The 21,712-nt window shown below is 42.5% G+C and carries 18 protein-coding genes and 1 pseudogene; 9 read left to right on the forward strand and 10 right to left on the reverse strand.

What is annotated here, in order from left to right:
- Positions 1 to 32: 32 nt before the first annotated feature.
- Positions 33 to 281 carry a hypothetical protein gene (locus Q4557_RS01660; RefSeq protein ID WP_102438533.1) on the forward strand — a complete coding sequence of 83 codons (249 nt, stop codon included), beginning with the start codon at positions 33 to 35 and terminating at the stop codon, positions 279 to 281.
- A 219-nt stretch (positions 282 to 500) separates the two neighbouring features.
- On the opposite strand, the gene Q4557_RS01665 is transcribed toward Q4557_RS01660, so the two are convergent.
- Together Q4557_RS01665 and Q4557_RS01670 are read right to left on the reverse strand one after the other, a co-directional pair.
- Entirely contained in the window at positions 501 to 701 is a 201-nt protein-coding gene (locus Q4557_RS01665; RefSeq protein ID WP_241900970.1) for a hypothetical protein, read from the reverse strand.
- A gap of 154 nt (positions 702 to 855) precedes the next feature.
- Positions 856 to 2,337 carry an FMN-binding glutamate synthase family protein gene (locus tag Q4557_RS01670; protein WP_102438529.1) on the reverse strand — a complete coding sequence of 494 codons (1,482 nt, stop codon included), beginning with the start codon at positions 2,335 to 2,337 and terminating at the stop codon, positions 856 to 858.
- Between the two features lie 317 nt (positions 2,338 to 2,654).
- Here Q4557_RS01670 and Q4557_RS01675 point away from each other — a divergent pair, with 317 nt between their 5' ends.
- The 5 genes from Q4557_RS01675 to Q4557_RS01695 all read left to right on the forward strand — a co-directional run bounded on the left by Q4557_RS01675 (position 2,655) and on the right by Q4557_RS01695 (position 8,539).
- Complete coding sequence (locus Q4557_RS01675; protein WP_102438527.1) at positions 2,655 to 3,404, forward strand: ferredoxin--NADP reductase; 750 nt, start codon at positions 2,655 to 2,657, stop codon at positions 3,402 to 3,404.
- Positions 3,405 to 3,754: 350 nt separating this feature from the next.
- Entirely contained in the window at positions 3,755 to 4,774 is a 1,020-nt protein-coding gene (locus Q4557_RS01680) for a Fe(3+) ABC transporter substrate-binding protein (RefSeq protein WP_102438525.1), read from the forward strand.
- A gap of 55 nt (positions 4,775 to 4,829) precedes the next feature.
- A complete protein-coding gene (locus tag Q4557_RS01685) occupies positions 4,830 to 6,461 on the forward strand; it encodes an iron ABC transporter permease (protein ID WP_102438523.1) in 1,632 nt (543 codons plus the stop codon).
- Between the two features lies 1 nt (position 6,462).
- Entirely contained in the window at positions 6,463 to 7,491 is a 1,029-nt protein-coding gene (locus tag Q4557_RS01690; RefSeq protein WP_102438521.1) for an ABC transporter ATP-binding protein, read from the forward strand.
- A 109-nt stretch (positions 7,492 to 7,600) separates the two neighbouring features.
- On the forward strand, positions 7,601 to 8,539 hold the full coding sequence (locus tag Q4557_RS01695; protein WP_102438520.1) for a Dyp-type peroxidase: 939 nt from the start codon (positions 7,601 to 7,603) through the stop codon (positions 8,537 to 8,539).
- 89 nt (positions 8,540 to 8,628) lie between these two features.
- Here the strand turns inward: Q4557_RS01695 and Q4557_RS01700 are convergent.
- Both Q4557_RS01700 and Q4557_RS01705 read right to left on the reverse strand, forming a co-directional pair.
- Positions 8,629 to 8,805: pseudogene (locus Q4557_RS01700) on the reverse strand (NAD-dependent malic enzyme); the annotation flags it as partial.
- Positions 8,806 to 10,494: an NAD-dependent malic enzyme gene (locus Q4557_RS01705; RefSeq protein WP_102475319.1), complete on the reverse strand. Its 1,689-nt coding sequence runs from the start codon at positions 10,492 to 10,494 to the stop codon at positions 8,806 to 8,808.
- Between the two features lie 366 nt (positions 10,495 to 10,860).
- Between Q4557_RS01705 and Q4557_RS01710 the strand changes: the two genes are divergently transcribed.
- Positions 10,861 to 11,454: a hypothetical protein gene (locus Q4557_RS01710; RefSeq protein ID WP_303410314.1), complete on the forward strand. Its 594-nt coding sequence runs from the start codon at positions 10,861 to 10,863 to the stop codon at positions 11,452 to 11,454.
- A 65-nt stretch (positions 11,455 to 11,519) separates the two neighbouring features.
- Here Q4557_RS01710 and Q4557_RS01715 read toward each other — a convergent pair whose 3' ends face one another.
- Both Q4557_RS01715 and Q4557_RS01720 read right to left on the reverse strand, forming a co-directional pair.
- Positions 11,520 to 11,984, reverse strand: coding sequence for a DUF1456 family protein (locus Q4557_RS01715; protein WP_303410317.1), 465 nt, complete (start codon positions 11,982 to 11,984; stop codon positions 11,520 to 11,522).
- Between the two features lie 257 nt (positions 11,985 to 12,241).
- Positions 12,242 to 13,501, reverse strand: coding sequence for an NRAMP family divalent metal transporter (locus Q4557_RS01720; RefSeq protein WP_102475318.1), 1,260 nt, complete (start codon positions 13,499 to 13,501; stop codon positions 12,242 to 12,244).
- A gap of 319 nt (positions 13,502 to 13,820) precedes the next feature.
- On the opposite strand from Q4557_RS01720, the gene Q4557_RS01725 reads away from it, so the two are divergent.
- Entirely contained in the window at positions 13,821 to 16,427 is a 2,607-nt protein-coding gene (locus tag Q4557_RS01725; protein ID WP_303410320.1) for a TonB-dependent siderophore receptor, read from the forward strand.
- Positions 16,428 to 16,522: 95 nt separating this feature from the next.
- On the forward strand, positions 16,523 to 17,161 hold the full coding sequence (locus tag Q4557_RS01730) for a glutathione S-transferase family protein (protein ID WP_303410322.1): 639 nt from the start codon (positions 16,523 to 16,525) through the stop codon (positions 17,159 to 17,161).
- A gap of 132 nt (positions 17,162 to 17,293) precedes the next feature.
- On the opposite strand, the gene Q4557_RS01735 is transcribed toward Q4557_RS01730, so the two are convergent.
- The 4 genes from Q4557_RS01735 to Q4557_RS01750 form a co-directional block, all read right to left on the reverse strand.
- A complete protein-coding gene (locus Q4557_RS01735) occupies positions 17,294 to 17,794 on the reverse strand; it encodes a DUF4447 family protein (RefSeq protein WP_102438504.1) in 501 nt (166 codons plus the stop codon).
- 78 nt (positions 17,795 to 17,872) lie between these two features.
- Positions 17,873 to 18,277: an SMI1/KNR4 family protein gene (locus tag Q4557_RS01740; protein ID WP_076539686.1), complete on the reverse strand. Its 405-nt coding sequence runs from the start codon at positions 18,275 to 18,277 to the stop codon at positions 17,873 to 17,875.
- Between the two features lie 175 nt (positions 18,278 to 18,452).
- Positions 18,453 to 19,220, reverse strand: coding sequence for a RelA/SpoT domain-containing protein (locus Q4557_RS01745; RefSeq protein ID WP_102519400.1), 768 nt, complete (start codon positions 19,218 to 19,220; stop codon positions 18,453 to 18,455).
- A 273-nt stretch (positions 19,221 to 19,493) separates the two neighbouring features.
- Positions 19,494 to 21,584, reverse strand: a complete 2,091-nt coding sequence (locus Q4557_RS01750; protein WP_303410326.1) for a M13 family metallopeptidase — start codon at positions 21,582 to 21,584, stop codon at positions 19,494 to 19,496.
- Positions 21,585 to 21,712 lie beyond the last annotated feature (128 nt).

Below are 21,712 nucleotides of genomic sequence, written 5' to 3' on the forward strand. Positions count from 1 at the left end.
TTGGTAATTAAATCTAGGTATGGAGGTCGTGGGTGCAAAACATTTCTTTAATAGCAGCCTTAGAAGGTACACAACATAAAGTGACTACTGATTGGTTTGCAATTATGGCAACGCTTGAAAATCGAGAAATGAATCAAGATGAACTACAAACTGTTTATGATGAGTTGTGCGCAGGATTGATTGTTACCACTCGCGGTTTAACCTTGGCTAAAATCAATGACAATAACAGTGAAGATAGTTTACTAAAAGCCGATGATAGTGCCGAAGATGTTTTTATTTAAATCACCGACTAGTCATGTTTAGCTGCGAATATAGTAGCTAAATAGCCATCAAGCTTAAATTACCACAAGTTTCCAAGCCAGTAAAAGCAATCTAATTGCTTTTTCTGCTAACTATAATCTGTTATTGACCTTTGGTGGATTTAGCCTATTAAGGGAATGCTTTTAGCGCTCACCACTGTTATAGCAAAGACTTAAATAGTGCGATTTATTAACGGCTTATTAAGCGTTTTTAGACCAACTATTACAAACCATTTTAATGATTGACTCTGCGTTAGCATCAAGGGTTAATCGTCTGATTTCGCCTTGGTTAAAACAGATTTTCTCACCTTCAATTTCTGACATCCTTTCGCAGTTATTACAGGTTAATGATATTGTCTTTGCAGACATCATTGGCGTCATTAATGAATGTGATACTTTCAAATGTAAACCCTTTTGATAAAAGCTTGCTCTAAGTCACGATTTTACACCTAAATGGGGCTTAGTTCAAAATTAGAACTGGCCAATTAATTAGCGATAAGTCTAATAGCTATAATACGGCTACTGGTATAAGTGCTGCGGATCATGTGCGTCCAAGTCAGTATTGCCGATAAAACTTATCTAATGAAATAGATACGCCACTGTCAGTGACTATTCTCGCATGATGGCGGGTTAATTGTCTTGGCTCACTCACCCCACAAGAATGAGCAATAACCTTTAAATCATAATGCAGTGAGCGATTGTAGCTTGCCACTCTTGCCGACTTATTGCGCGGATCTAAGCCTTGCTGTAATTTTTTGTTATGGGTCGTGATACCCGTTGGACAGGTGTCTTTGTTGCATTGCAATGCTTGAATGCAGCCTAAAGCAAACATATTACCTCTCGCTGAGGCAATAAAGTCTGCCCCCGTTGCCAGTGCCCACGCCACTTGCGAGGGCAGCACCATTTTACCGCTGGCAATAATTTTTATGCGTTGTTTGAGGCCTTTGTGTTTTAACAGGTTAACTAAAATTGGCAGGCTTTCTTTAAGCGGTAAACCCACATGGTCCATTAATGCCTGCGGCGCAGCGCCAGTACCGCCTTCTGAGCTGTCTAAAGTAAAAAAATCCGGCGCGTGTTCAATGCCTCGTAGCAGTATTTCTTCACATAAATTAATGAGCCATTGCTCGTCTCCAACGACGGCTTTGATACCTGTGGGTTTACCGGTGATATTACGGATATGCGCGACCATATCCAGAATATCGCCGACCTGATTAAATTCAGGATGGCCATTGGGGCTTATTGAGTCTTCCCCAACAGGAATGCCTCTAATGGCGGCGATCTCACTGGTGACCTTAAGGCCAGGTAGGATCCCGCCTTTACCGGGTTTTGCGCCTTGGCTTAACTTAATCTCAAACATTTTTACCTGATCATGGGCTGCGATTTGCTCAAGTTTTTGATCATCCAATAACCCTTGCTCATTACGTACACCATATTTGGCGGTACCAATTTGAAATACTAAGTCACAGTTACCTTTAAGGTGATGTTCACTTAATCCGCCTTCGCCAGTATTTAACCAGCAACCCGCTTGGGCCGCGCCATGGGATAGCGCAGTAATCGCTGGGCGCGAGAGCGCACCAAAACTCATCGCAGATATATGGCATACTTTCGCTGTCGCATAGGGATGAGTACAGTTTGTACCAATGGTGATGACAGCGTCATTATGTTCATCAGAATCGTATTTAGGAAAGGCCGCATTTAAAAACATAATGCTGCCAGTTTTATCGTGGCTTTGGGTTGAGCCAAAGGCAATGGTGCGGTTTATGCCTTTGGCAGCGCGATAAACCCAACTGCGTTCGGCGCGATTAAAGGGCAATTCTTCTCGATCTTGGGCAAAAAAATACTGCCTGAAAAATTCACCCTGTTTTTCAAATAAGTATCTAAATCTGCCAATAACTGGATAGTTATGCCTAATCGCTTGCTTGGTTTGTAATTTATCTGCGAGATACATATAAATTATCGCGATAAAGAACAGTGCGATAAACGCAAGAAATAATCCCGTAAAAACTTCTAATCCCCAAATAAACCAATTCTTCTGCATTTTTGTTCCTTAAAAATGATCTGTTTGATGCAAATTTGACGCTAGCCTGTGATTATCTGCGTTTATTTTAACCAGATATGCAGATTTATGACTATCCTCAGTATGGCTGATGGGGGATATTTATGACAAAAAATTTGACCTTGTTCTAGCTAAGTATAAGTAAGCGATAGAGTTTGATTGCTATTAAAACAGTTTTACCCAGCTATTGCCGAAGGCGTTGATCAAACCTATAGTTTAATACAGTAAGGTCTAGCCAAATGTTGTTTAAAGACCCTGCCAGTAGATAAATAGCAGATCTAAAATCAAGGAATTACCCTATGTGGACAACTGGTACTGTAATTGAACGTATAGATTGGAATGACAAGTTGTTTTCGCTGCGTATTCGCGCCGATGTTGAGCCATTTATTGCCGGTCAGTTTATTAAACTGAGTCAGATGCGTGACGATAAGCGCATTGCTAGAGCCTACTCTATCGTTAACCCACCCGGTAAAGATTATGTCGAAGTGCTGGCCGTCGCTGTTGAAGATGGTCAGTTATCTCCAGATTTACAGGCACTTAAAATTGGCGATAACATCGAAGTAACCACCAAGGCATCAGGCTTTATGACTTTAGATGAAATCCCCTCAGGGGCACTTCAAGGCCCTGATTTGTGGTTTTTGGCAACTGGCACTGCCGTGGGGCCTTTTATATCGATTATGGAAACAGCAGAGCCGTGGCAACGGTTTGAAAAAGTGGTGCTGGTGTACGGTGTACGGATGATTGCAGACTTGGCTTATTTACCCCAATTACAAGCGCTGCAGCAACAATATCCCGAAAAATTTGAACTGATACCTATTGTCACTCGTGAAGAATATAAAGACGGCTTATCTTGTCGTATCCCTGATGGGTTAAGTAGCGGTCTCATTGAACAAGCGGCTGGAGTTACCTTGTCGCAAGATAACTCACAAGTACTTATTTGTGGTAATCCAGGAATGATTTCTGATGCGCAAACGGTACTAATAGAAAAGGGGTTAGTGAAGAATCTACGTCGAGCACCAGGGCAAATTACCGTCGAAAAATATTGGTAGCCTGCTTTTAAATAGACTTTCGTTAGCGAGTAACTAGCGAGCTGTAGCTTGTTAGTATTTCGGCAGTAACATTGCTGTAACTCGCATTATCAATGGCTAAACTGTTTATTCGCTTGCTGCGAAAAGCGCAGAAGCTGTAATTAATGCAGTACATTTAAAAAATATATTTTAATCTTAGTTAGCTTATATCCTTAAACAATACTTGCTCCTTAGATAGTGATCTATTACTCTTATCGCAATTGATAACTGTTATCATTTCTATAAGCAGTTACTCGTTAGTATTATGAAAGTCCCTCTGTACGGGGCCATTATGCTGATAAAAAGTAACGCAACGCCAAGGAGAATTTGGAATGAAGTCGTTTAAGCGTCTGGCACTGTTAGGATTAGCAGCAGTATCGTCACTAAGTTCAATTTCAGCAACCGCTGCTGAAGATCTTACTATCTATTCTTATCGTCAAGCTTTTCTAGTAGAACCCATTTTAGCGCAATTTACCGAACAGACTGGCATCAAGGTGAATGTGGTTTTTGCCAAAGATGGCATCGCTGAGCGTATTGCTCGTGAAGGGCGCTTATCTCCTGCAGATCTAGTGTTAACCTCTGACTTTTCTCGTTTAATGGAACTCGTTGATAAAAAATTAGTTGTTGATGTGAATAGCGAGACTTTAAATCACAATATCCCGGCCCAATACCGCTCACCGAGTAACGATTGGTACGCATTAACCATGCGGGTACGTAATGTTTATTCTTCAAAAGAGCGTTTAGGTAAGCTAGATATTAATTATGAAGATTTAGCCTCTGAGCAATATAAAGGCAAAATCTGTACTCGTAGTTTCAAGCACCCTTATAACATTGCCCTGGTTGCTTCAATGATTGCCCATCACGGTGAAGCTGAAACCAAAACGTGGTTAGAAGGGCTTAAAGCCAATTTAGCTCGTAAACCACAAGGCAATGATCGCGCGCAAGTTAAAGCGGTAAACGAAGGTTTATGTGATATCGCCTTAGGTAACAGTTATTACTTTGGTAAGATGATTAAGGACCCTAAGCAAAAAAGCTGGGCTGAATCAGTGGAAATCAACTTCCCTAACCAAGATAACCGCGGTGCCCATATAAATGTTTCAGGTATGGCACTAGCTAAGTTTGCCCCAAACAAAGATAATGCTATAAAATTGATGGAATTTTTATCATCTAATGTAGCTCAAAGTCTTTACGCAGAAGTCAACATGGAATATCCGGTAAAAGCCGATGTTGCCCCTTCTGACATGGTAGCCTCTTGGGGGGACTTCAATGCAGATAGTCTTCCAATCTTTAAGCTAGCAGAAAACCATCAAGCGGCAGTGAAGCTAATTGATGAAGTAAAATTTGATCTGTAAGGATGCTTTATTTCGCCGCGTTAACCGATAACGCGGCATAGACTGGAAAGTATTTATGATCTTAGGCTTAACCAGAGGCTGGTCGTTCGCTGGTTATGCAATTGCGGTAATATTAATTTTGCCGCTTTTTGCACTTTTAGTACAAGCTACACTCCCTGATGAAGCTGTTTTTAGTCACTTAATTGACACCGTTTTACCGACCTATATTAGTAACAGCCTATTGCTGATGCTGAAGGTCTGTGTCGGTTCCTTAGTGATTGCAGTGCCAGCCGCTTGGTTGGTAGCTCGTTGTCATTTCCCTGCTAGACGTTACTTTCAATGGGCGCTGCTATTGCCACTGGCAATGCCTGCTTATATTGTCGCGTATGTGTATACCGACATGCTTGATTACGCCGGTCCTGTACAAAAGTTGCTAAGGCAAGTGTTTGGCTGGACGTCCCCGCAAGATTATTATTTCCCTGATATTCGCAGCCTAACCGGCGCAGCAATTATGCTGTCATTGGTGTTATTTCCTTATATCTATTTATTAGCCAGAACGGCTTTTATGGAGCAATCTTCCAGCCTATTGCACGCCTCTAGAATTATGGGCTGTAGCCCGTGGAAAAGCTTTTGGCGTTTAGGCCTGCCAATGGCAAGGCCGGCACTTGCAGTAGGGATGGCATTAGTGGCAATGGAAACCGCTGCCGATTTTGCTACAGTGAGTTACTTTGCGGTGCCAACCTTAACCACTGCGGTATACGACACTTGGCTGGGTTATGGCAGCTTATCGGCAGCAGCAAAATTATCAGCCATTATGTTGCTGGTGATTTTTGCCATGGTGGGTTTTGAGCGATTTGCCAGACGCAAACAAGAGTTATATCAAAAGCAGTCTAGGTTAACTGAATCAGACAGATACCAGCTAAAAGGTGTTAAAGCTTGGCTCGCCTTTGGCTATTGTAGCCTGCTGATTGGTCTCGCGTTTTTATTACCTTTTATTGTATTAAGCGGCTACGCCATCGACTACTTTGACCAGAGCTGGAACAGCCAGTTTTGGCAATACAGTTTCAACAGTTTGTATATTGCCCTCGTCGTGAGTTTTATATGTGTGCTACTGGCATTAGTGTTGATGTTTGTTAGGCGCGTAAGCCCCCGTCGGGCAGACCTATTACCTTCACGATTAAGTAGCACAGGCTATGCCATACCAGGCACAGTGCTGGCTATTGGCGTGTTGGTGCCATTAACGTATTTAGATTTTGCTATAAATGATGTCTATGACTATTTTGGTGCGCGCGGCCCAGGATTGTTATTTACCGGTAGCGTTATCGCGCTAATTTTTGCTTTTTGCGTTCGCTTTGTGGCTATATCTATTGGCAGCATTGAAAACAGCTATAAACGTATTTCGCCTTCCTTGGATATGGCCAGTATTACCATGGGGCAAAAGCCGACTAAGTTATTATGGCGAGTGCATTTACCGCTGCTACGCAAAGGCATTTTTGCAGGGGCATTATTAGTGTTTATTGAAAGCATGAAAGAGCTACCCGCAGCGCTATTGTTAAGACCCATTGGTTTTGAAAACCTCGCCACCTATGTATTCCAGTTTGTCTCCGATGAACAACTCGAACATGGCGCTTTGGCTGCTATCGTGATTGTGTTAGTTGGGTTAGTGCCATTGATTTATCTAAACCGTTCATTGGAGCAAGAGAGCTAATATGTCCACATTGACCATTCAAAATGTAAAAAGTGACTACCAAGGACAGGTGATTCTTAAAGGGCTCGATCTCACTTTAGAACAAGGTGAAATCGTTGCACTGCTTGGCCCAAGTGGTTGCGGAAAAACCACCTTATTACGTGCTATTGCAGGTTTACAGGCCATCAGCCAGGGCTGTATTTCAATTAATGGTGAGTGTTTAAGTGGTGACAACACGTTTGTTGCCAGTGAACATCGCGGCATTGGAATGATTTTCCAAGACTATGCCTTATTTCCGCACTTAACTGTCAGTGAGAATGTGTTATTTGGGGTCAATGGGCTGGATAATAGTCAACGTAAAGCCCGGCTTGAAGAGATGCTACAACTGGTCAAGCTTGAAGGGCTAGAGTCGCGTTACCCCCATGAGTTATCAGGTGGACAACAGCAACGGGTATCTATTGCTCGTGCATTAGCCTATGAGCCTGAATTATTATTACTTGATGAACCGTTTTCTAACATTGATGCCCAAGTACGAAATGAAATGATGTTAGAGATCAGGCAAATATTAAAACAGCGTAATGTCAGTGCGGTGTTTGTGACCCACAGTAAAGATGAGGCCTTTGTGTTTGCTGATAAGCTGGCATTGTTTAAAGATGGCGCCATTGTACAACACGGTTTAGCTGAAACCCTCTATGCTCACCCTAAAGAGCGTTATGTGGCTGATTTTCTTGGTGCGGGTAATTATTTATCTGTGATGGTGAAAAATCAGCAGCAAGTGTCATCTATTCTGGGATTAATTGAAAGTACCTCTGAGTTATCTCAAGCTGCTAACTATCAAGGCCAGTTGCTACTTAGACCGCAACAGATTGATCTACAACCTGCTTCTCAAGGCCATGGTGAAATTATTGAGCGTCGTTTTCTAGGTACAATTTGTCATTATTGGGTTAAGGTAGGACAACAAACGCTCGAAGTTAGAAGCCAATTAACTGAACTGACCTTAGGTCTGAAAGTCAATTTATCAATCTCGCCACATTCACTGGTTATTTTTTAGTGATGCGTATCAAAGTTGTTAAAAAATTGAGCTTGAGCACAAGGAATTAATTGCTCAATTACCTTACAATTATGCTCTCTTATATTTGATAAAGGTGATTGATTCCAAAATGGAAAATCAGAATATGCCTCGCGAACAGTTAGGGGTTTGTGCCGAAGGTAATTTGCATAGCGTCTATTTGATGTTTAATGCAAATGACGCTGTTGAAGCTCAATTACGCCCTTGTTTAGCCAATGTTGCTCAATACATCTATGAGCTCACAGATCAATATGCAGATAGTGCCTTTAATGGCTTTGTAGCTATTGGCGCTAACTATTGGGATTCACTTTATAGTGAACAACGTCCTAAACATTTGCGTCCATTCCCAGCGATGCAAGCTGAAAATCGTGATGCGCCTGCCATTGAATATGATTTATTTGTGCATATTCGTTGCGATCGTTACGACATCCTTCATCTAGTGGCCAATGAAATCAACCAAATGTTTGAAGGCTTGGTTGAGCTGATTGAAGAAGAGCGTGGCTTCCGCTTTATGGATAGCCGTGACTTAACTGGTTTTGTTGATGGCACCGAAAACCCGAAAGGCCGTAATCGTCAGCAAGTGGCTTTAGTTGATGATGAGGATGCCAGCTTTAAAGGTGGCAGTTATATTCATGTGCAAAAGTATGCCCACAACTTAAGTAAATGGAATCGTTTACCGAATAAAAAACAAGAAGATATCATTGGTCGTACCAAGCAAGATGATATTGAATACGCCTCTGAAGATAAGCCGTTAACCAGCCATATTAAGCGAGTTAATTTAAAAGATGCCCAAGGTAACTCAATGGAGATATTGCGTCAGAGCATGCCATTTGGGTCGCTTAAAGAACAAGGGTTAATGTTTATTTCAACCTGTCGCACGCCGACCAACTTTGAAGAAATGCTTCGCAGTATGGTGCATGGTGACGGCCATGGTAATCATGATCATTTGATGCAGTTTACCAAGGCATTAACCGGCTCATCATTCTTCGCGCCTTCGCTAGATTTTTTAGCCCGTTTTGCCAATGATTAAACGCAAATAACAAATTAGCCGACTGTTGCAGGTTAATTATCGATAAAAAAAGCAATGCCTCAGCATTGCTTTTTTTGGTCTGTTATCTGTTAGAGCGCGGTGCGTTTGTAACGGCGATATTCAGGTTCCCAGAAATTACTTTCAATTTGTTGTTGCAGTAATTCATCTGGACAAGGTAGGGCTAATTCTTGCTCGATAGCTTTTTTAGCCACTGCAAAAGCAATATATTTGCTCACTTGCTGAATGTCTTCCAGTCTTGGCAGTAGTTAGAACGCGGTGCGTTTGTAACGGCGATATTCAGGTTCCCAGAAATTACTTTCAATTTGTTGTTGCAGTAATTCATCTGGACAAGGTAGGGCTAATTCTTGCTCGATAGCTTTTTTAGCCACTGCAAAAGCAATATATTTGCTCACTTGCTGAATGTCTTCCAGTCTTGGCAGTAATGAGCCGGTACCATTTTGACCAAGGGGTGAACACTCTGCCAGCGCACGACTTGATGCCATCAGCATTTCATCTGATACCCGAGTTGCGCCACTTGCTAATACGCCTAAGCCAATACCGGGGAAGATAAAGCTATTGTTGCATTGAGCAATTTCAAAGGTTTCTTCTTCAATTACAACTGGTTCGAACGGGCTACCGGTAGCCACAAGTGCTTGGCCATTGGTCCAATGCAGCACATCTTTAGGCGTTGCTTCAACGCGGCTGGTTGGATTAGATAGCGGGAATACAATCGGGCGCTTGCAATGGCTATGCATGGCTTTGATTATTTCTTCGGTAAATAAACCTGGCGCACCAGATACGCCAATAAGCACAGTTGGCTTGGCATTATTAACCACATTAAGTAATGAAATGTGATCGCTAAATCCGTCCCAGTTTTCAATATTAGCGGTTTTTTGTGCCAGTTTTTGCTGGAAGCCTAACAGGGTTGGCATGTTATCAAGTAACAGTCCCCAGCGGTCGACCATAAACACTTGTGAGCGTGCTTGCTCGTCGCTAATACCTTCAGCAACCATTTGCGCCACAATGGCTTCAGCAATACCACAGCCGGCACTACCAGCGCCTAAAAAGGCGACTCTTTGCTTACATAATTGCGTGTTTGCAGCTTTACAGGCTGCTAGTAATGAACCTACAGTCACTGCTGCAGTACCTTGAATATCATCATTAAAGGTACAGAATCTATCTTTGTAGCGCTCAAGTAATGGCATGGCATTTTTCTGAGCAAAATCTTCGAATTGGATTAATGCTTCAGGCCAGCGACGACTAACCGCTTGCATAAACTCTTCAACAAACTCAGCGTATTCTTCACCGCCAATACGCTGGTGGCGCCAGCCCATATACATAGGGTCTTCTAGTAAATGAGGGTTGTCAGTGCCGACATCTAAGGTGATCGCCAAGCAGTACGCCGGACTGATCCCGCCACAACTGGTGTATAAAGATAATTTACCAATGGGGATCCCCATGCCACCAATACCTTGATCGCCTAAGCCTAAAATGCGCTCGCCATCGGTTACCACAATGACTTTTACTTTATGACGGGTCGAGTTATTGAGGATGTCATCAATACGGTCTTTATTGGAATACGAGATAAACAGACCACGGTTACGGCGATAGTTTTTAGAAAAACGCTCACACGCTAAGCCTACCGTAGGGGTATAGATGATTGGCATCATTTCACTGATGTGATTACGCACTAAACGATAAAAAAGCGTTTCGTTGGTATCTTGAATATTACGCAGGTAAATATGCTTATCGAGATCGTTAGTAAAGTTTTTATATTGATCATAAGCACGCGATGCTTGCTCATCGATAGTTTCAACCACCCAAGGGATAAGCCCTTCAAGGTTAAAGTAAATGCGTTCTTCTTCGCTAAAAGCAGTGCCTTTATTGAGCATAGGAGATTCAAGAATCGCTGGACCTGCGAAAGGAAGATAGAGAGGGCGTTTATTCTCGTCCATTGGAAACCTTATTGTCAGTGACGTATTGCAGTTATTTTTATCTACAGTTAGTTAATTTTTTATCTCAAAGATAGAATTTTGTTGTTAATCGTAGACGTATCTTGTTATCGGTGCAGGTTATCACATCTTGATTTTATTGTGGTCTGTTAAGTGAGCCTAATCACAGATTTTTATTGATGTTTTTTTAGGCATTGGCTATTTACCTTTATGGTAAAGGCTTAAAAGTCATGTGGATGTATTTACTGAGGTTTTAGATAATCCACACAATCAGCTGTGATTTTGACAAAGTTGGTTACATTTTTAGCGGCGTAATTTTATACGGTTCTGCCATGATGATTTTAGGGTGTTTTTTACATTGGGGGTGATATGGCTCTTCCTTTAATCTTGCTAGGCAGTGCAGCCATCAGTGCTATTTGGGTGGCCGACGAGCATCAAAAGCGTCAATTGCTCCATAGACAACGCTATTTAGGTCGTGCGCCAGCGGTGCCTGATGACAACAATTTCAGCCCATTACAGCCAAGTATATTGCATCATAATAAGGTCAAGGTAAGCCCAGAGCCTGGGGCCATCGTGTGCTGTTTTGTATTTGGGGTCATTGAACATACAGGCGTGTGGCTTGGGGATAATAGCTTGGTGGAGTTACATGGCAGTGGCTTAATTAGGCCTATTTCGTCGGCGCGCTTTTTAAAAAGCCGCAGTGGCAGCCGGATTTTTCAAGCTTGTAATCATCTTCATCAACCCCTTGTAGCTCCTGAGGCGCTAGAAAGGGCGCAGCAATCATTATTTCAATATCGTGAGTATGAGCTATTCAATAATAACTGTCATCGGTTTGTGTGGTCTTGCATTAGCGGTCAAGAGGTGGCGATTTCAAATTTTGACAAACTTAATCAACGCTTAGCCCAGCATTTTAAACAAGCCATTTATTGGGATGAGCTGGCATCGCCAGATAGGCCTTATTGATACAAATAAAAATGCACAGCCTAAGCTGTGCATTAAATAAGGAAGCTTAAACGCTAAGGAAAATATTACATTCCGCGATGTTTAAGTGATAAACCTTTAAGGAAGTTACGTAAAATCTGATCGCCACAGGTTTTGTAGTTTTTATGGCTAGGATTACGGAATAACGCGCCTAATTCAGACTTACCAATAGCCAAGTCAGCAGAACCAATCAGCTCAATAATGTCATCTTCACGAAGTTCTAATGCGATACGTAATTTCTTGAAGATTAAGTTGTTGGTCATATCTTTAAGCGGTGCAGGTACTTCACTACCTTCACGTAAACCACGTTTTTCGATGATAAAGCCATCTAAAAACTGACACATTAATTTGTCATTACAAGCTTTATAACCTTCTTCCTCTTCTTTCTTTAATAAGCTAATGATTTCGTCATTGCTGACTTCAACATTTGCTTGAGCGAAGATTTTAGTCATTTTGGCATTTGAGTAATCAAATACAAAACGAAGGCGGCGAAGGATGTCATTGTTAATCATAAAGGTCTCTGGGCGCGGCTGCGCTGGTAAAGTAAGTGCTTATGTTTAAAGTTACCTGAACGATATTACTATCACATCGCTTTAGGCTTAAAACACATTGAACAGTGATTATACCTGAGTTGAGGGCATTAGGTCAGATTATCTACCCACAGATCCGCTCTCTCATAATTATGATGCGGATATGCCAGTTCATGCTATGGCTTATTGTGACTGACTTATTGACATTGTAACTGGTTAAATTTGCTTTTAAAAAGCGATTATAGAATTAATTTCCAGTAAATAAATACAGCTGAGAAACCGACTAAATAGGTTAAACCAAACCAAGATAATATTTTCATTTTCAAACCATATCGATGTTCTTCAGGTAATGAATTACTGGTCATCAAGCGATAATTAAGCCAAGCAAAAATAACCGTGGTCATAAATGCTAGGGTCATAACAAACTCAAGCAGTGGTAATAGGGCGCCTTTAAAGAACCAAATTAAAGCCATTGCGAAGGCGGAAACCAGCAACATAACTCGGGTTAATCGTGCCGAGCAGTCTGGTTTATGGGTTAAAAGCTGCCAGCCAATATCTAAGGTTCTACTGTAACCATCAATCACGGTTACTGTGGTACTGAAAATACATAAAAAAGCGACAAGGGCAATCAAATAACGACTTTCTTGGCCCATAACATCGCTGTATAAATCGATCAGCTGGCTGGCAAATTTAGCCCCAGAGCTGGCAAATTGCTCACCACTACCATGCATAACCAGTGCCCCTAGGGCGAGAAACACAATCGCTAAAATAGCGGTGACAATAAAGCCTAAGTTAAAGTCAAAGATGGCTTGCTTACTGGTGACGGTTTGTGTTTTTTGCTTTTCCAATAGCCATAAAGAGTTCCAGGCACTGACTTCAATTGGCGCTGGCATCCAGCCCATCATTGCCACTAAGAAACCCACATAAGCCCATTGCCAAGGTGATTCACTGGGCACAGTTGCAACCGTTCCTGCTGAGTGATTAAAAGCTAATGTCACAGCGATTAGCGTGGTTAATGTCAGGGCTAGCATGATGACTTTAGTCAGTTTATCGAGTAACTGATAATGACCGAGGATCAATAATGCCAGCGAGCTGACTAAGACCAAAAAAGCCAGTATATCAATGGGCAGCGGCACAAACTGGGTTAGCATGGCTGCGGTTAACATACACACACCGGCAGTGCTGGCAATGGCAGCAATGGTATTTAAACAGGTAAACATCAGCAGGTAGCCACGACCTTGCTTTAAATAGCCATGGAGTAAGCTTTCGTTGGTGGCAGCGGTATAGCGAGCACCCGCAGCAAAGAAAGGGTACTTAAGAATATTGACTGCGAGAACAACCCAAGCTAATTGCCAACCAAACTCGGCGCCAGCACGGGTTGATGCCACCAAATGAGAGGCGCCAATGGCCGCTGCAGCCATTAAAATCCCCGGCCCTAGGCTGGCAAAGAGGGTGGCAAATCGGCTAGAGCGGCTTGTTGCTGGCTGAGCTGTTGTCATTATTTGTCTCGTTATTCTTCACGTCATGGGGCTGACATAAAATAGCTGCTTATTACACTATCTTATTGTTTAAATTGATAATGACTATGTCACACTTTATCAATAGTTGAATATAGCAAATTAATGGCTTACTGGTACGATTTGTTACATTTGCCTAAAAATCAATCGTTGACATCCTGTGGAAATTACTTAGGTTAGTGTATTGCGAAGTACTAATATACTGCGCGTTATTAGAAACTCAATCGAAAGAGTTCAGCTAAACCAGACTTAAAAATGATGTTGAGTCTAAACAAGTTAATATTTTAAATTAGGGATAATTATGTCACGACCTCAATTCTGGCGGAGCGCTTGCGCTACTGCCGTATCACTTATGCTCACCCCAACGTTTTTAACGCAGACCGCTTTTGCTGCCGAACCCGAAGTCGAACGCATTGAAGTTACTGGTACTCATATTAAACGGACCGATCTCGAAGGGGCTTCACCAATGACGGTGTTAAGCGCTGAAGATATTGCCCGTTCTGGCGCTCAAGATATTTCACAACTGCTCAGTAAACTCCCGGTATCGGGTAGTGGTACTTTTTCTACCCAAGGTAACAACTCAGATGACACTGCTAATGGTGGCGCAGCTGTGTCACTTCGTGGTCTTGGCGCTGATGCCACCTTGGTGTTATTAAACGGTCGCCGTATTGCGGTATCGTCGTTTGCAAAATCAATTGATACTGCCTTTGTTGATATAAATTCAATTCCGATTTCTGCAGTTAAGCGAATTGATATTGTTAAAGACGGCGCTTCTGCAACCTATGGTTCAGATGCGATTGCTGGTGTGATAAACATCATTATGAAAAAAGATTTCGAAGGCTTTGAGGTTAACGGCAAGATTGCTGAAACCGTTGAAGATGGCGGTGGTCAGCAAGCTGGCTCTATTTTGTGGGGCACGGAAGCGGCGAATGGAAAGTCTCATACCACAGTAATTTTTGATTATTTTAAAGAGCGTGAAACCTTATTTGCCGATCGTGATTATTCACGTTCAGCAGATCAAACTGCAAATGGCGGTAGCGACTTTAGATCGTCTGCGGGTAACCCTGGTTCATACATTCCTGCAACCATTGGTATGGATGGCTCAATTACCCCTAAATCAGACTTGTTTGGCTGGAGCCCTGATGTAAATTGTCCCGCTGATAGTGTTAAAGGCAGTTACTGCCGCTATGATTACGCGCCAGAAATGACCTCAGTGCCAGAGTCGAGCCGCATGGGCTTATCAGTATTTCAAAACTATGAATTTAATGATGATTTAAGTCTATTTGCTGAGCTTATGTATCAGCATAATGAAAGTGTGATTAAAGGCGCTGCCAGCCCATCTTTTGGTGAGTTTTACATGCTCAACGATAACCCACTGTTTACCAGTGGCGCAGCTATTAATCCGTTTCCTGGTGAAGACTTGACCATGCGTCGGCGTTTAACTGAAACTGGGCCGCGACAAAAATCATCAGAATCAGATAGCGCCCGTGTGGTGTTAGGCTTAAATGGTATGTTGTCTGACTGGGAATGGGAATTAGCTTACACCTATTCTTATAACCGTAACCTTGAATTTGGTGAGCAAGGCTTTGTGTGGACGCCACGTTTACAAGAGGCCATAAACTCAGGCGCGTTTAACCCGTTAGCGACGACCCAGCAAGGCACTGTGATTGACGATATCAGTGTTAATACCACCCGAAGTGGTAAATCAACCACCAATGCTTTCGACGGTAAAATCAGTGGCGACTTAATGGATATGCCTGCGGGCAGTTTAGCCATGGCGGTCGGTTTTGAGTACCGTGAAGAGTCATTGTCAGATAATCCTGATGAGCTGTTTAAGCGTGGTGAAATTTTTGGTACTGAAGCCACAGAAGCTGCAGGTGAACGCGATCAAACTTCATTATTTATTGAGTTAGCGGTACCGATTTTTGAGCGTTTAGAAGCGCAATTAGCGCTGCGTTATGAAGATTACAGCGACTTTGGTGATACCACTAACCCTAAAATAGCACTGCGTTATACCCCGCTTGATAACCTCACATTGCGCGCCAGTTGGGGCGAAGCGTTTAGAGCGCCATCACTGGTGCAATTAGGTTTAGGTCCTTCTCAGGAGTCACCTGGTTTAGTGGATACCACACGTTGTCCATTAACGGGCTTAGAAGAAGATTGTACTGCCCAAGAGCGTACGGTGATATTTTCTGGTAACCCTAATTTACAACCTGAAGAGTCGACCTCATATAACGTGGGCGGTGTTTGGGAAATCACTGATGGTTTAAGTGTCGGGGTGGATTACTGGAATTACGATCAAGATGGTTTGATCACCTCTGATACCCAATACTTAGTCGATACCCAAGGTGATAATGCCAATGTGGTTAAGCGTGAACCTTCATCGACTAATGTTCCCGGGCGCATTATTGAAATTTATGACCAATTTGGCAACTTAGGTAGTCAATCTACAGACGGTGTCGATTTTGATGTCAAATATGTATTGAATACCGTCTCTGCTGGTGAGTTTGGCTTTAGCTATAACCTGACTTGGGTCAATAGCTTTGATCAAGTACGTGAAGACGGTTCAACGCGTGAGTTAGCTGGCGAGTACCAACATCCCGAATATCGCTGGATTGGTGGTATGGATTGGGGTTATACCGACTGGCAAACCAGCGCACGCTTAAACTACATTGGTGAATACACTGATAATGTTGATGCAGGCGCCACAGGTCAAATTGATTCAATGCTTACTTTGGATTTAAATGTCACTTATATTGGCTTTGACCATTGGTCACTGACTGTGGGTGCTAATAACGTGTTTAATGAAGAACCACCATTTAGTGCTGCTGACTTCATGGGTTACGATCAAGCAACTCATTCAGCCATCGGCGCCTTATGGTACGGTAAAGTTAGCTACCAGTTTTAATTAAACTAGGCTAATGTTTACAGCATGAATACCAAGCGGCGCAAGCCGCTTTTTTATGGCAGTTATTAGCTTACTTTATTAAACAGGGACAGATTATGATTACTTTGTATGGCACGCCTCAAAGTCGTGCATTACGCGTGTCTTGGCTATTAGAAGAGCTAGGCATTGAGTGGCAGTTTTCCTTTGTGAATTTTTCAAAAGGAGATAACCGCGCTGAAGCCTATTTGGCCTTAAATCCCAGTGGTAAAATGCCCGTGATTACGGATGGTGAGCTGGTGTTAACTGAGTCAGCCGCTATTTTACAATATTTGGCTGAAAAGTACGGTAATGGCCGATTTTTACCTATGCCTGGCAGCGCAGCGTCAGCAAAACATCATCAATGGGTCAGTTTTATTATTTGTGAATTAGAGCAGCCTTTATGGAGTATGGGTAAGCACCGCTTTGCTTTACCAGATGAGCAGCGTTTAGATGCCATGTTGCCAGTGGCAAAGTTTGAGTTTAATCGTGCTGCGGCTATTGCTGAATTATGGGTACCAGAATCAGGCTATCTTTGTGGCAGCGAGTTAACCATTGCTGATATTTTATTGGCGCAAACGTTATTGTGGGCCACTATGTTTGAGCAAACCATTCCGCCTAAACTCACCGCTTATCGTGACCGTTTACAACAAAGCCCGAGCTTAGCGGCAGCACTTAAAAAGTCAGCAGCGGCCAAAGTGGCGGCCCAAAGTGAGTAACACTTGATCGCATTGATTGAGTGAGTGTGATGTCACTATCGCTACACCGATAAAACTGACACTAAAAGTCAGCAATAAAAAGGGAAGCCAGAGGCTTCCCATTTTAATGTCATAAAGTGCTCGCTTAAGGGCTTACAGCTGAGCTGCAGCCCATTTTGCGCGGCTCTCACGGCTTTCACTCATGCCCTTGTCAGCACGAAATGATTTGTAGCTTTCCACTTCTAAGGCCACTAAGCTGACTTCAACATCAAGTACGATTTGGCATTCTTTTTTGATGCGCCACGCCGCAGTATTATAAAGCTCAGTGTAAGGCAGTGAGCTTAAAAACTCAGGATTGTACTGAGTGTAAATAGCTTGAGTTGGGTAAACCACAAAGGCTAAACGGCGCTTAGGTTCAGTTTTAAATAACGCTTCGATACCGTCAGTGGTGTTAAGCACTTGCATCTCAATGGTGTCTTCAATTTCAAGCAATTTCTTTTGTGCAACCACAGGCGCTTCAGTTTCACCTGCTTCCCAAGCAATCACCGCTTCAGGAGTGGTTTTAGTTAACTCAGCAATTTGCTCAACCGTTAACCCTAAAGATAACCGTAAACACTGCATTTCAATTGCGTTTAAGTTGTTTGATTTAGCCATGATGTTTCCTAATTTTCTAATACTGTAACGGTATGGGTTTACTGTGTACGTTGATGATGTTAGCTGGTCAAACTTAGGCTATTTTCGTTTCAGCCAAATGTCTTGGATCCAGTCCCACAATGATTCCCACATAATGTCGACCATGCGACCTTTATAGAAGTGACGCACATTGCCTTCTTGGTCGATACAATAAAAGTTATCGCCTTGCTGGCAGATAGCAATATATTCTCTTGGCATGCCGATAGACCAGGCATAGCTGGTCACTTCAGGTAAATAAGTGTGTGAATACGGATCTGATGCCGTGACCATTTCAATGGAGCCATAAATGACATCACTGGCAAATAATAAGTATTCTTTTAAATCATTTGGCAGTGAAATTAAAATTTGTTCTTCCACTTCTACCAGTTGCTCGAATGTCGGTAATTCGAGTGGTACTGGTACCGTTTCACTCAAGTCTTGTAGCATTTCAATGATGTCATTCATCAGTGTATCCAGTCATCGGGCAATAATGGCGGGAGTATAGCCTGAATGGCGCTTTTAACCAATTCAGATTTTATTTTAGGCAAAAAAAAGCACCTTTTAAAAAGGTGCCAAGGGGAGGTAAATAACAAGGGGTACAGGGGCGAACGTTAAACGAGTTAGTGCTTTATTTGAGAGTTTATGCCGCTTGCAGTTCTGCCAAACTCTGACGTTTATAGCTTAACCACGCTTTGTGATACAGCTTGTGTGAAGTTTGACGCAGTTTCACAATTTGCATTAATTCAAGCTCACTGACGGGTCTATGTTGGCGTTGAGCTTGTAATTCGATGTGTTGAATTTGCTCGTAGACATGGTGCTCTGGGCCGCTTTTAATTTCAGCAATCTTATTAAGGTGTAATTGCACTTCAGCAACCATTTGGCTTTGAGGCAGTTTAACCAGCAGGTTTAAATCACGGTAACCAGATGCTTTAGGAGTGGCAAAGCGGTTCTTAACTTGTACGACTTCAGCGTGTGCGACAATGGCTTTATAAGCGCTCATCAAGCTGGCAACATCATTAGTAACAATGGTTGCTCTGGCAATATCGGTGAGGTAGCTGGCATCACCGTCAAATTTAAGGGCGATTTTTTGCTGGGCTCTTTGGTAGCTTTTTATTTTAGGAATAATCGTGTAAGCCTGATTTTGCTGGCTAATTTTAGTCACTAAATTGCTTAGCTCCGATTGTGCCTCAGGGGCACGCTCAAACAAGGCATCTAAATCATGGCTAAATTGCTGCGGCGCCGCCCCGAGAGTATTTTGTAACGCTAATAGGCTGTCGAGATCGTTACTCACAATTTGCCTAAAGTCGTAAGTGGGCTTTACGGGTTTGGTGTCCACCGTTACGGCAATGGCATTGCGGCTTGTCAGCAACAATAAAAAGATAATAAAGGTTCTAAAAATTCGACTCATTGAGTATTCACCTTAGTTCAATATCTGCGTGAAATTGATGGGGCTAGATTAGCTTTAATTAGCTGAATAACACCTGAATACCATGTCGGTTTATGGTGTGGTTAAAAGCAATGTCTTAACGCTGCGCTCAAGAGGCAATGGATTAGGAATAGGTAGATTTTGCGGGCTAATGCTTTTAAGGCGCACAGTTGTACTTTATGTCGCCAAATAATAAGGGCATCAAATGATGCCCTTATTGATTTTTTACTCAAGCTAATGACTTTAAGTTAATGATTACCAGATTTTTACTCGCTCATCAGCGGCGATAAACATCTTGTCACCTTCTTTTACGCCATAAGTCTGGTAAAACTCAGGCATATTAGACAGTGCGCCTAATGCACGGAAGTGACCTGGTGAATGCGGATCAGTAGCAACGCGGTTACGCAATGCTTCTTCTTTCATTTTTACTCGCCAAATTTGGCTAAAGCCCATAAAGAAGCGCTCATCACCCGTTAAGCCGTCAATGACCGGTGCTTCTTCACCGTTCAATGACATTTTGTAGGCTTTATAAGCGATGGTTACACCAGATAAGTCACCGATGTTCTCACCTAAAGTTAGCTCACCATTAACGTGTAAATCATCAAATACTTGATAACCATTGTACTGAGTTATTAATGCTTTACCCTTAGCGGTAAAGGCTTTTAAATCAGCTTCAGTCCACCAATCACGCATGTTACCTTCGCCATCAAATTTAGCGCCTTGATCATCAAACCCGTGGCCCATTTCGTGGCCAATGACTGCACCAATGCCGCCGTAGTTTACCGCGTCATCAGCTTCAAGGTTGAAAAATGGTGGCTGTAAAATAGCTGCAGGGAAGACAATCTCGTTCATGGTTGGATTGTAATAAGCATTAACGGTTTGCGGCGTCATGTGCCACTCGCCTTTATCAATTGGCTGACCAAGTTTTGCGATATCTTTGTTATGAGAAACAACCGCAGAACGTTTAATGTTGCCGTGTAAATTATCGGCTGCAATAGTGAGTTTGCTGTAGTCTTCCCACTTATCAGGGTAACCAATTTTAGGATTGAATTTAGCCAGCTTATCTTTAGCTGCAACTTTAGTGTCTTCGCTCATCCAATCCAATGATTCGATGCTAGTGCCGTAAGCGCCACGTAAATTTTCAACCAATTGGCTCATACGGGTTTTTGCTTCTGGTACAAAGTGACGTTTTACATACACTTTACCGACAACTTCACCCAAGGTGCCACTGACTGTGCTTACGCCGCGCTTCCAGCGAGGTTGTTGCTCTTCTTGGCCATTAAGTGTTTTTGAGAAAAACTCGAAGTTTTCATTATCAAGCGCTTCAGATAAGTGACTCGCATTATGAGTGAGTGCCATCCAGGTCATGTAGGTTTTCCAAGTATTAAGATCATTGTCTTTAATTACTTGGTTCATGCCTTCAATAAAGCTTGGTTGGTTAATGATGATGTCAGACTGCTTATCACCACCAAGGGCTGCTAAATAGCCATCCCAGTTAATGTCTGGTGCTAAGGTCGCTAAATCTTTAACTTGATAAAGATTATAAGTTTTAGTGCTGTCGCGGGTTTCAACTACATCCCAATGTTGCTCAGCGATAGCGGTTTCTAATGCTAAAACCGTTTGCGCTGCTTGCTTGCCATTTTCAAGGCCGGCAAGGTCAAACATCTTCTCGATATGCTCAAGGTATTTGCTACGAATATTAACGAAGCGCTCTTCTTCATTGAAGTAGTAATCTTTTTCAGGAAGGCTAAGACCATATTGCCAAATATGGGTGGCGTAACGGCTTGAATCTTTAGCATCAACATTGACATAAAACGCTAATGGTGTGCCGCCACCATTAACTTGGCTTTCGCCAAAATAGGCGGTTAATTCATTTTTATCTTTTAGCGCGGCAATTTGGGCAAATTCAGCTTGGATTGGGCTAATACCTAATTTATTTAAGGTTTCAACATCCATAAATGAACGGTAAAGATCGGCCACTTTTTGCTCATCAGTACCCATTTTAAGATCTGGGTTTGCACTGACATCTTCGATGATGGCTTTAACGTCGTCACGGGCATTTTCGCGCAAGTCGTAAAAGGCGCCGATATTGGTGCGGTCACCAGGGATTTCCGCGGTGTTTAACCAGCCGCCATTTACGTAGAGGTAAAAATCATCTTGTGGGCGAACTGACTTGTCCATATTGTCAAAGCTAATACCTGAGGTAAGGGCTTTTTCAACGGCAACTGCGGTTTCTGTTTTAGCGACTTCTGGTGCTGCGGATTCAGTGACTGCTTTATCTGAATTGCAGGCACTAAGGCCTGCGATAAGTGAGGCGCAAAGCCCACCGATAACTAGCTTTTTCATGTTGTTTCCCTATGCATTGAAGAGTGAAGCCTTTTTATCGGCCTTAATTTTGAGCTGTTTTTATTGTTCACTGCCTTAAGACAGTTTTATGTGACCAACATGTTAAGTCTTAACAGGGGCACTTAACA

The sequence above is a fragment of the Shewanella sp. 5_MG-2023 genome, assembly GCF_030547465.1.
Lineage (GTDB): Bacteria > Pseudomonadota > Gammaproteobacteria > Enterobacterales > Shewanellaceae > Shewanella.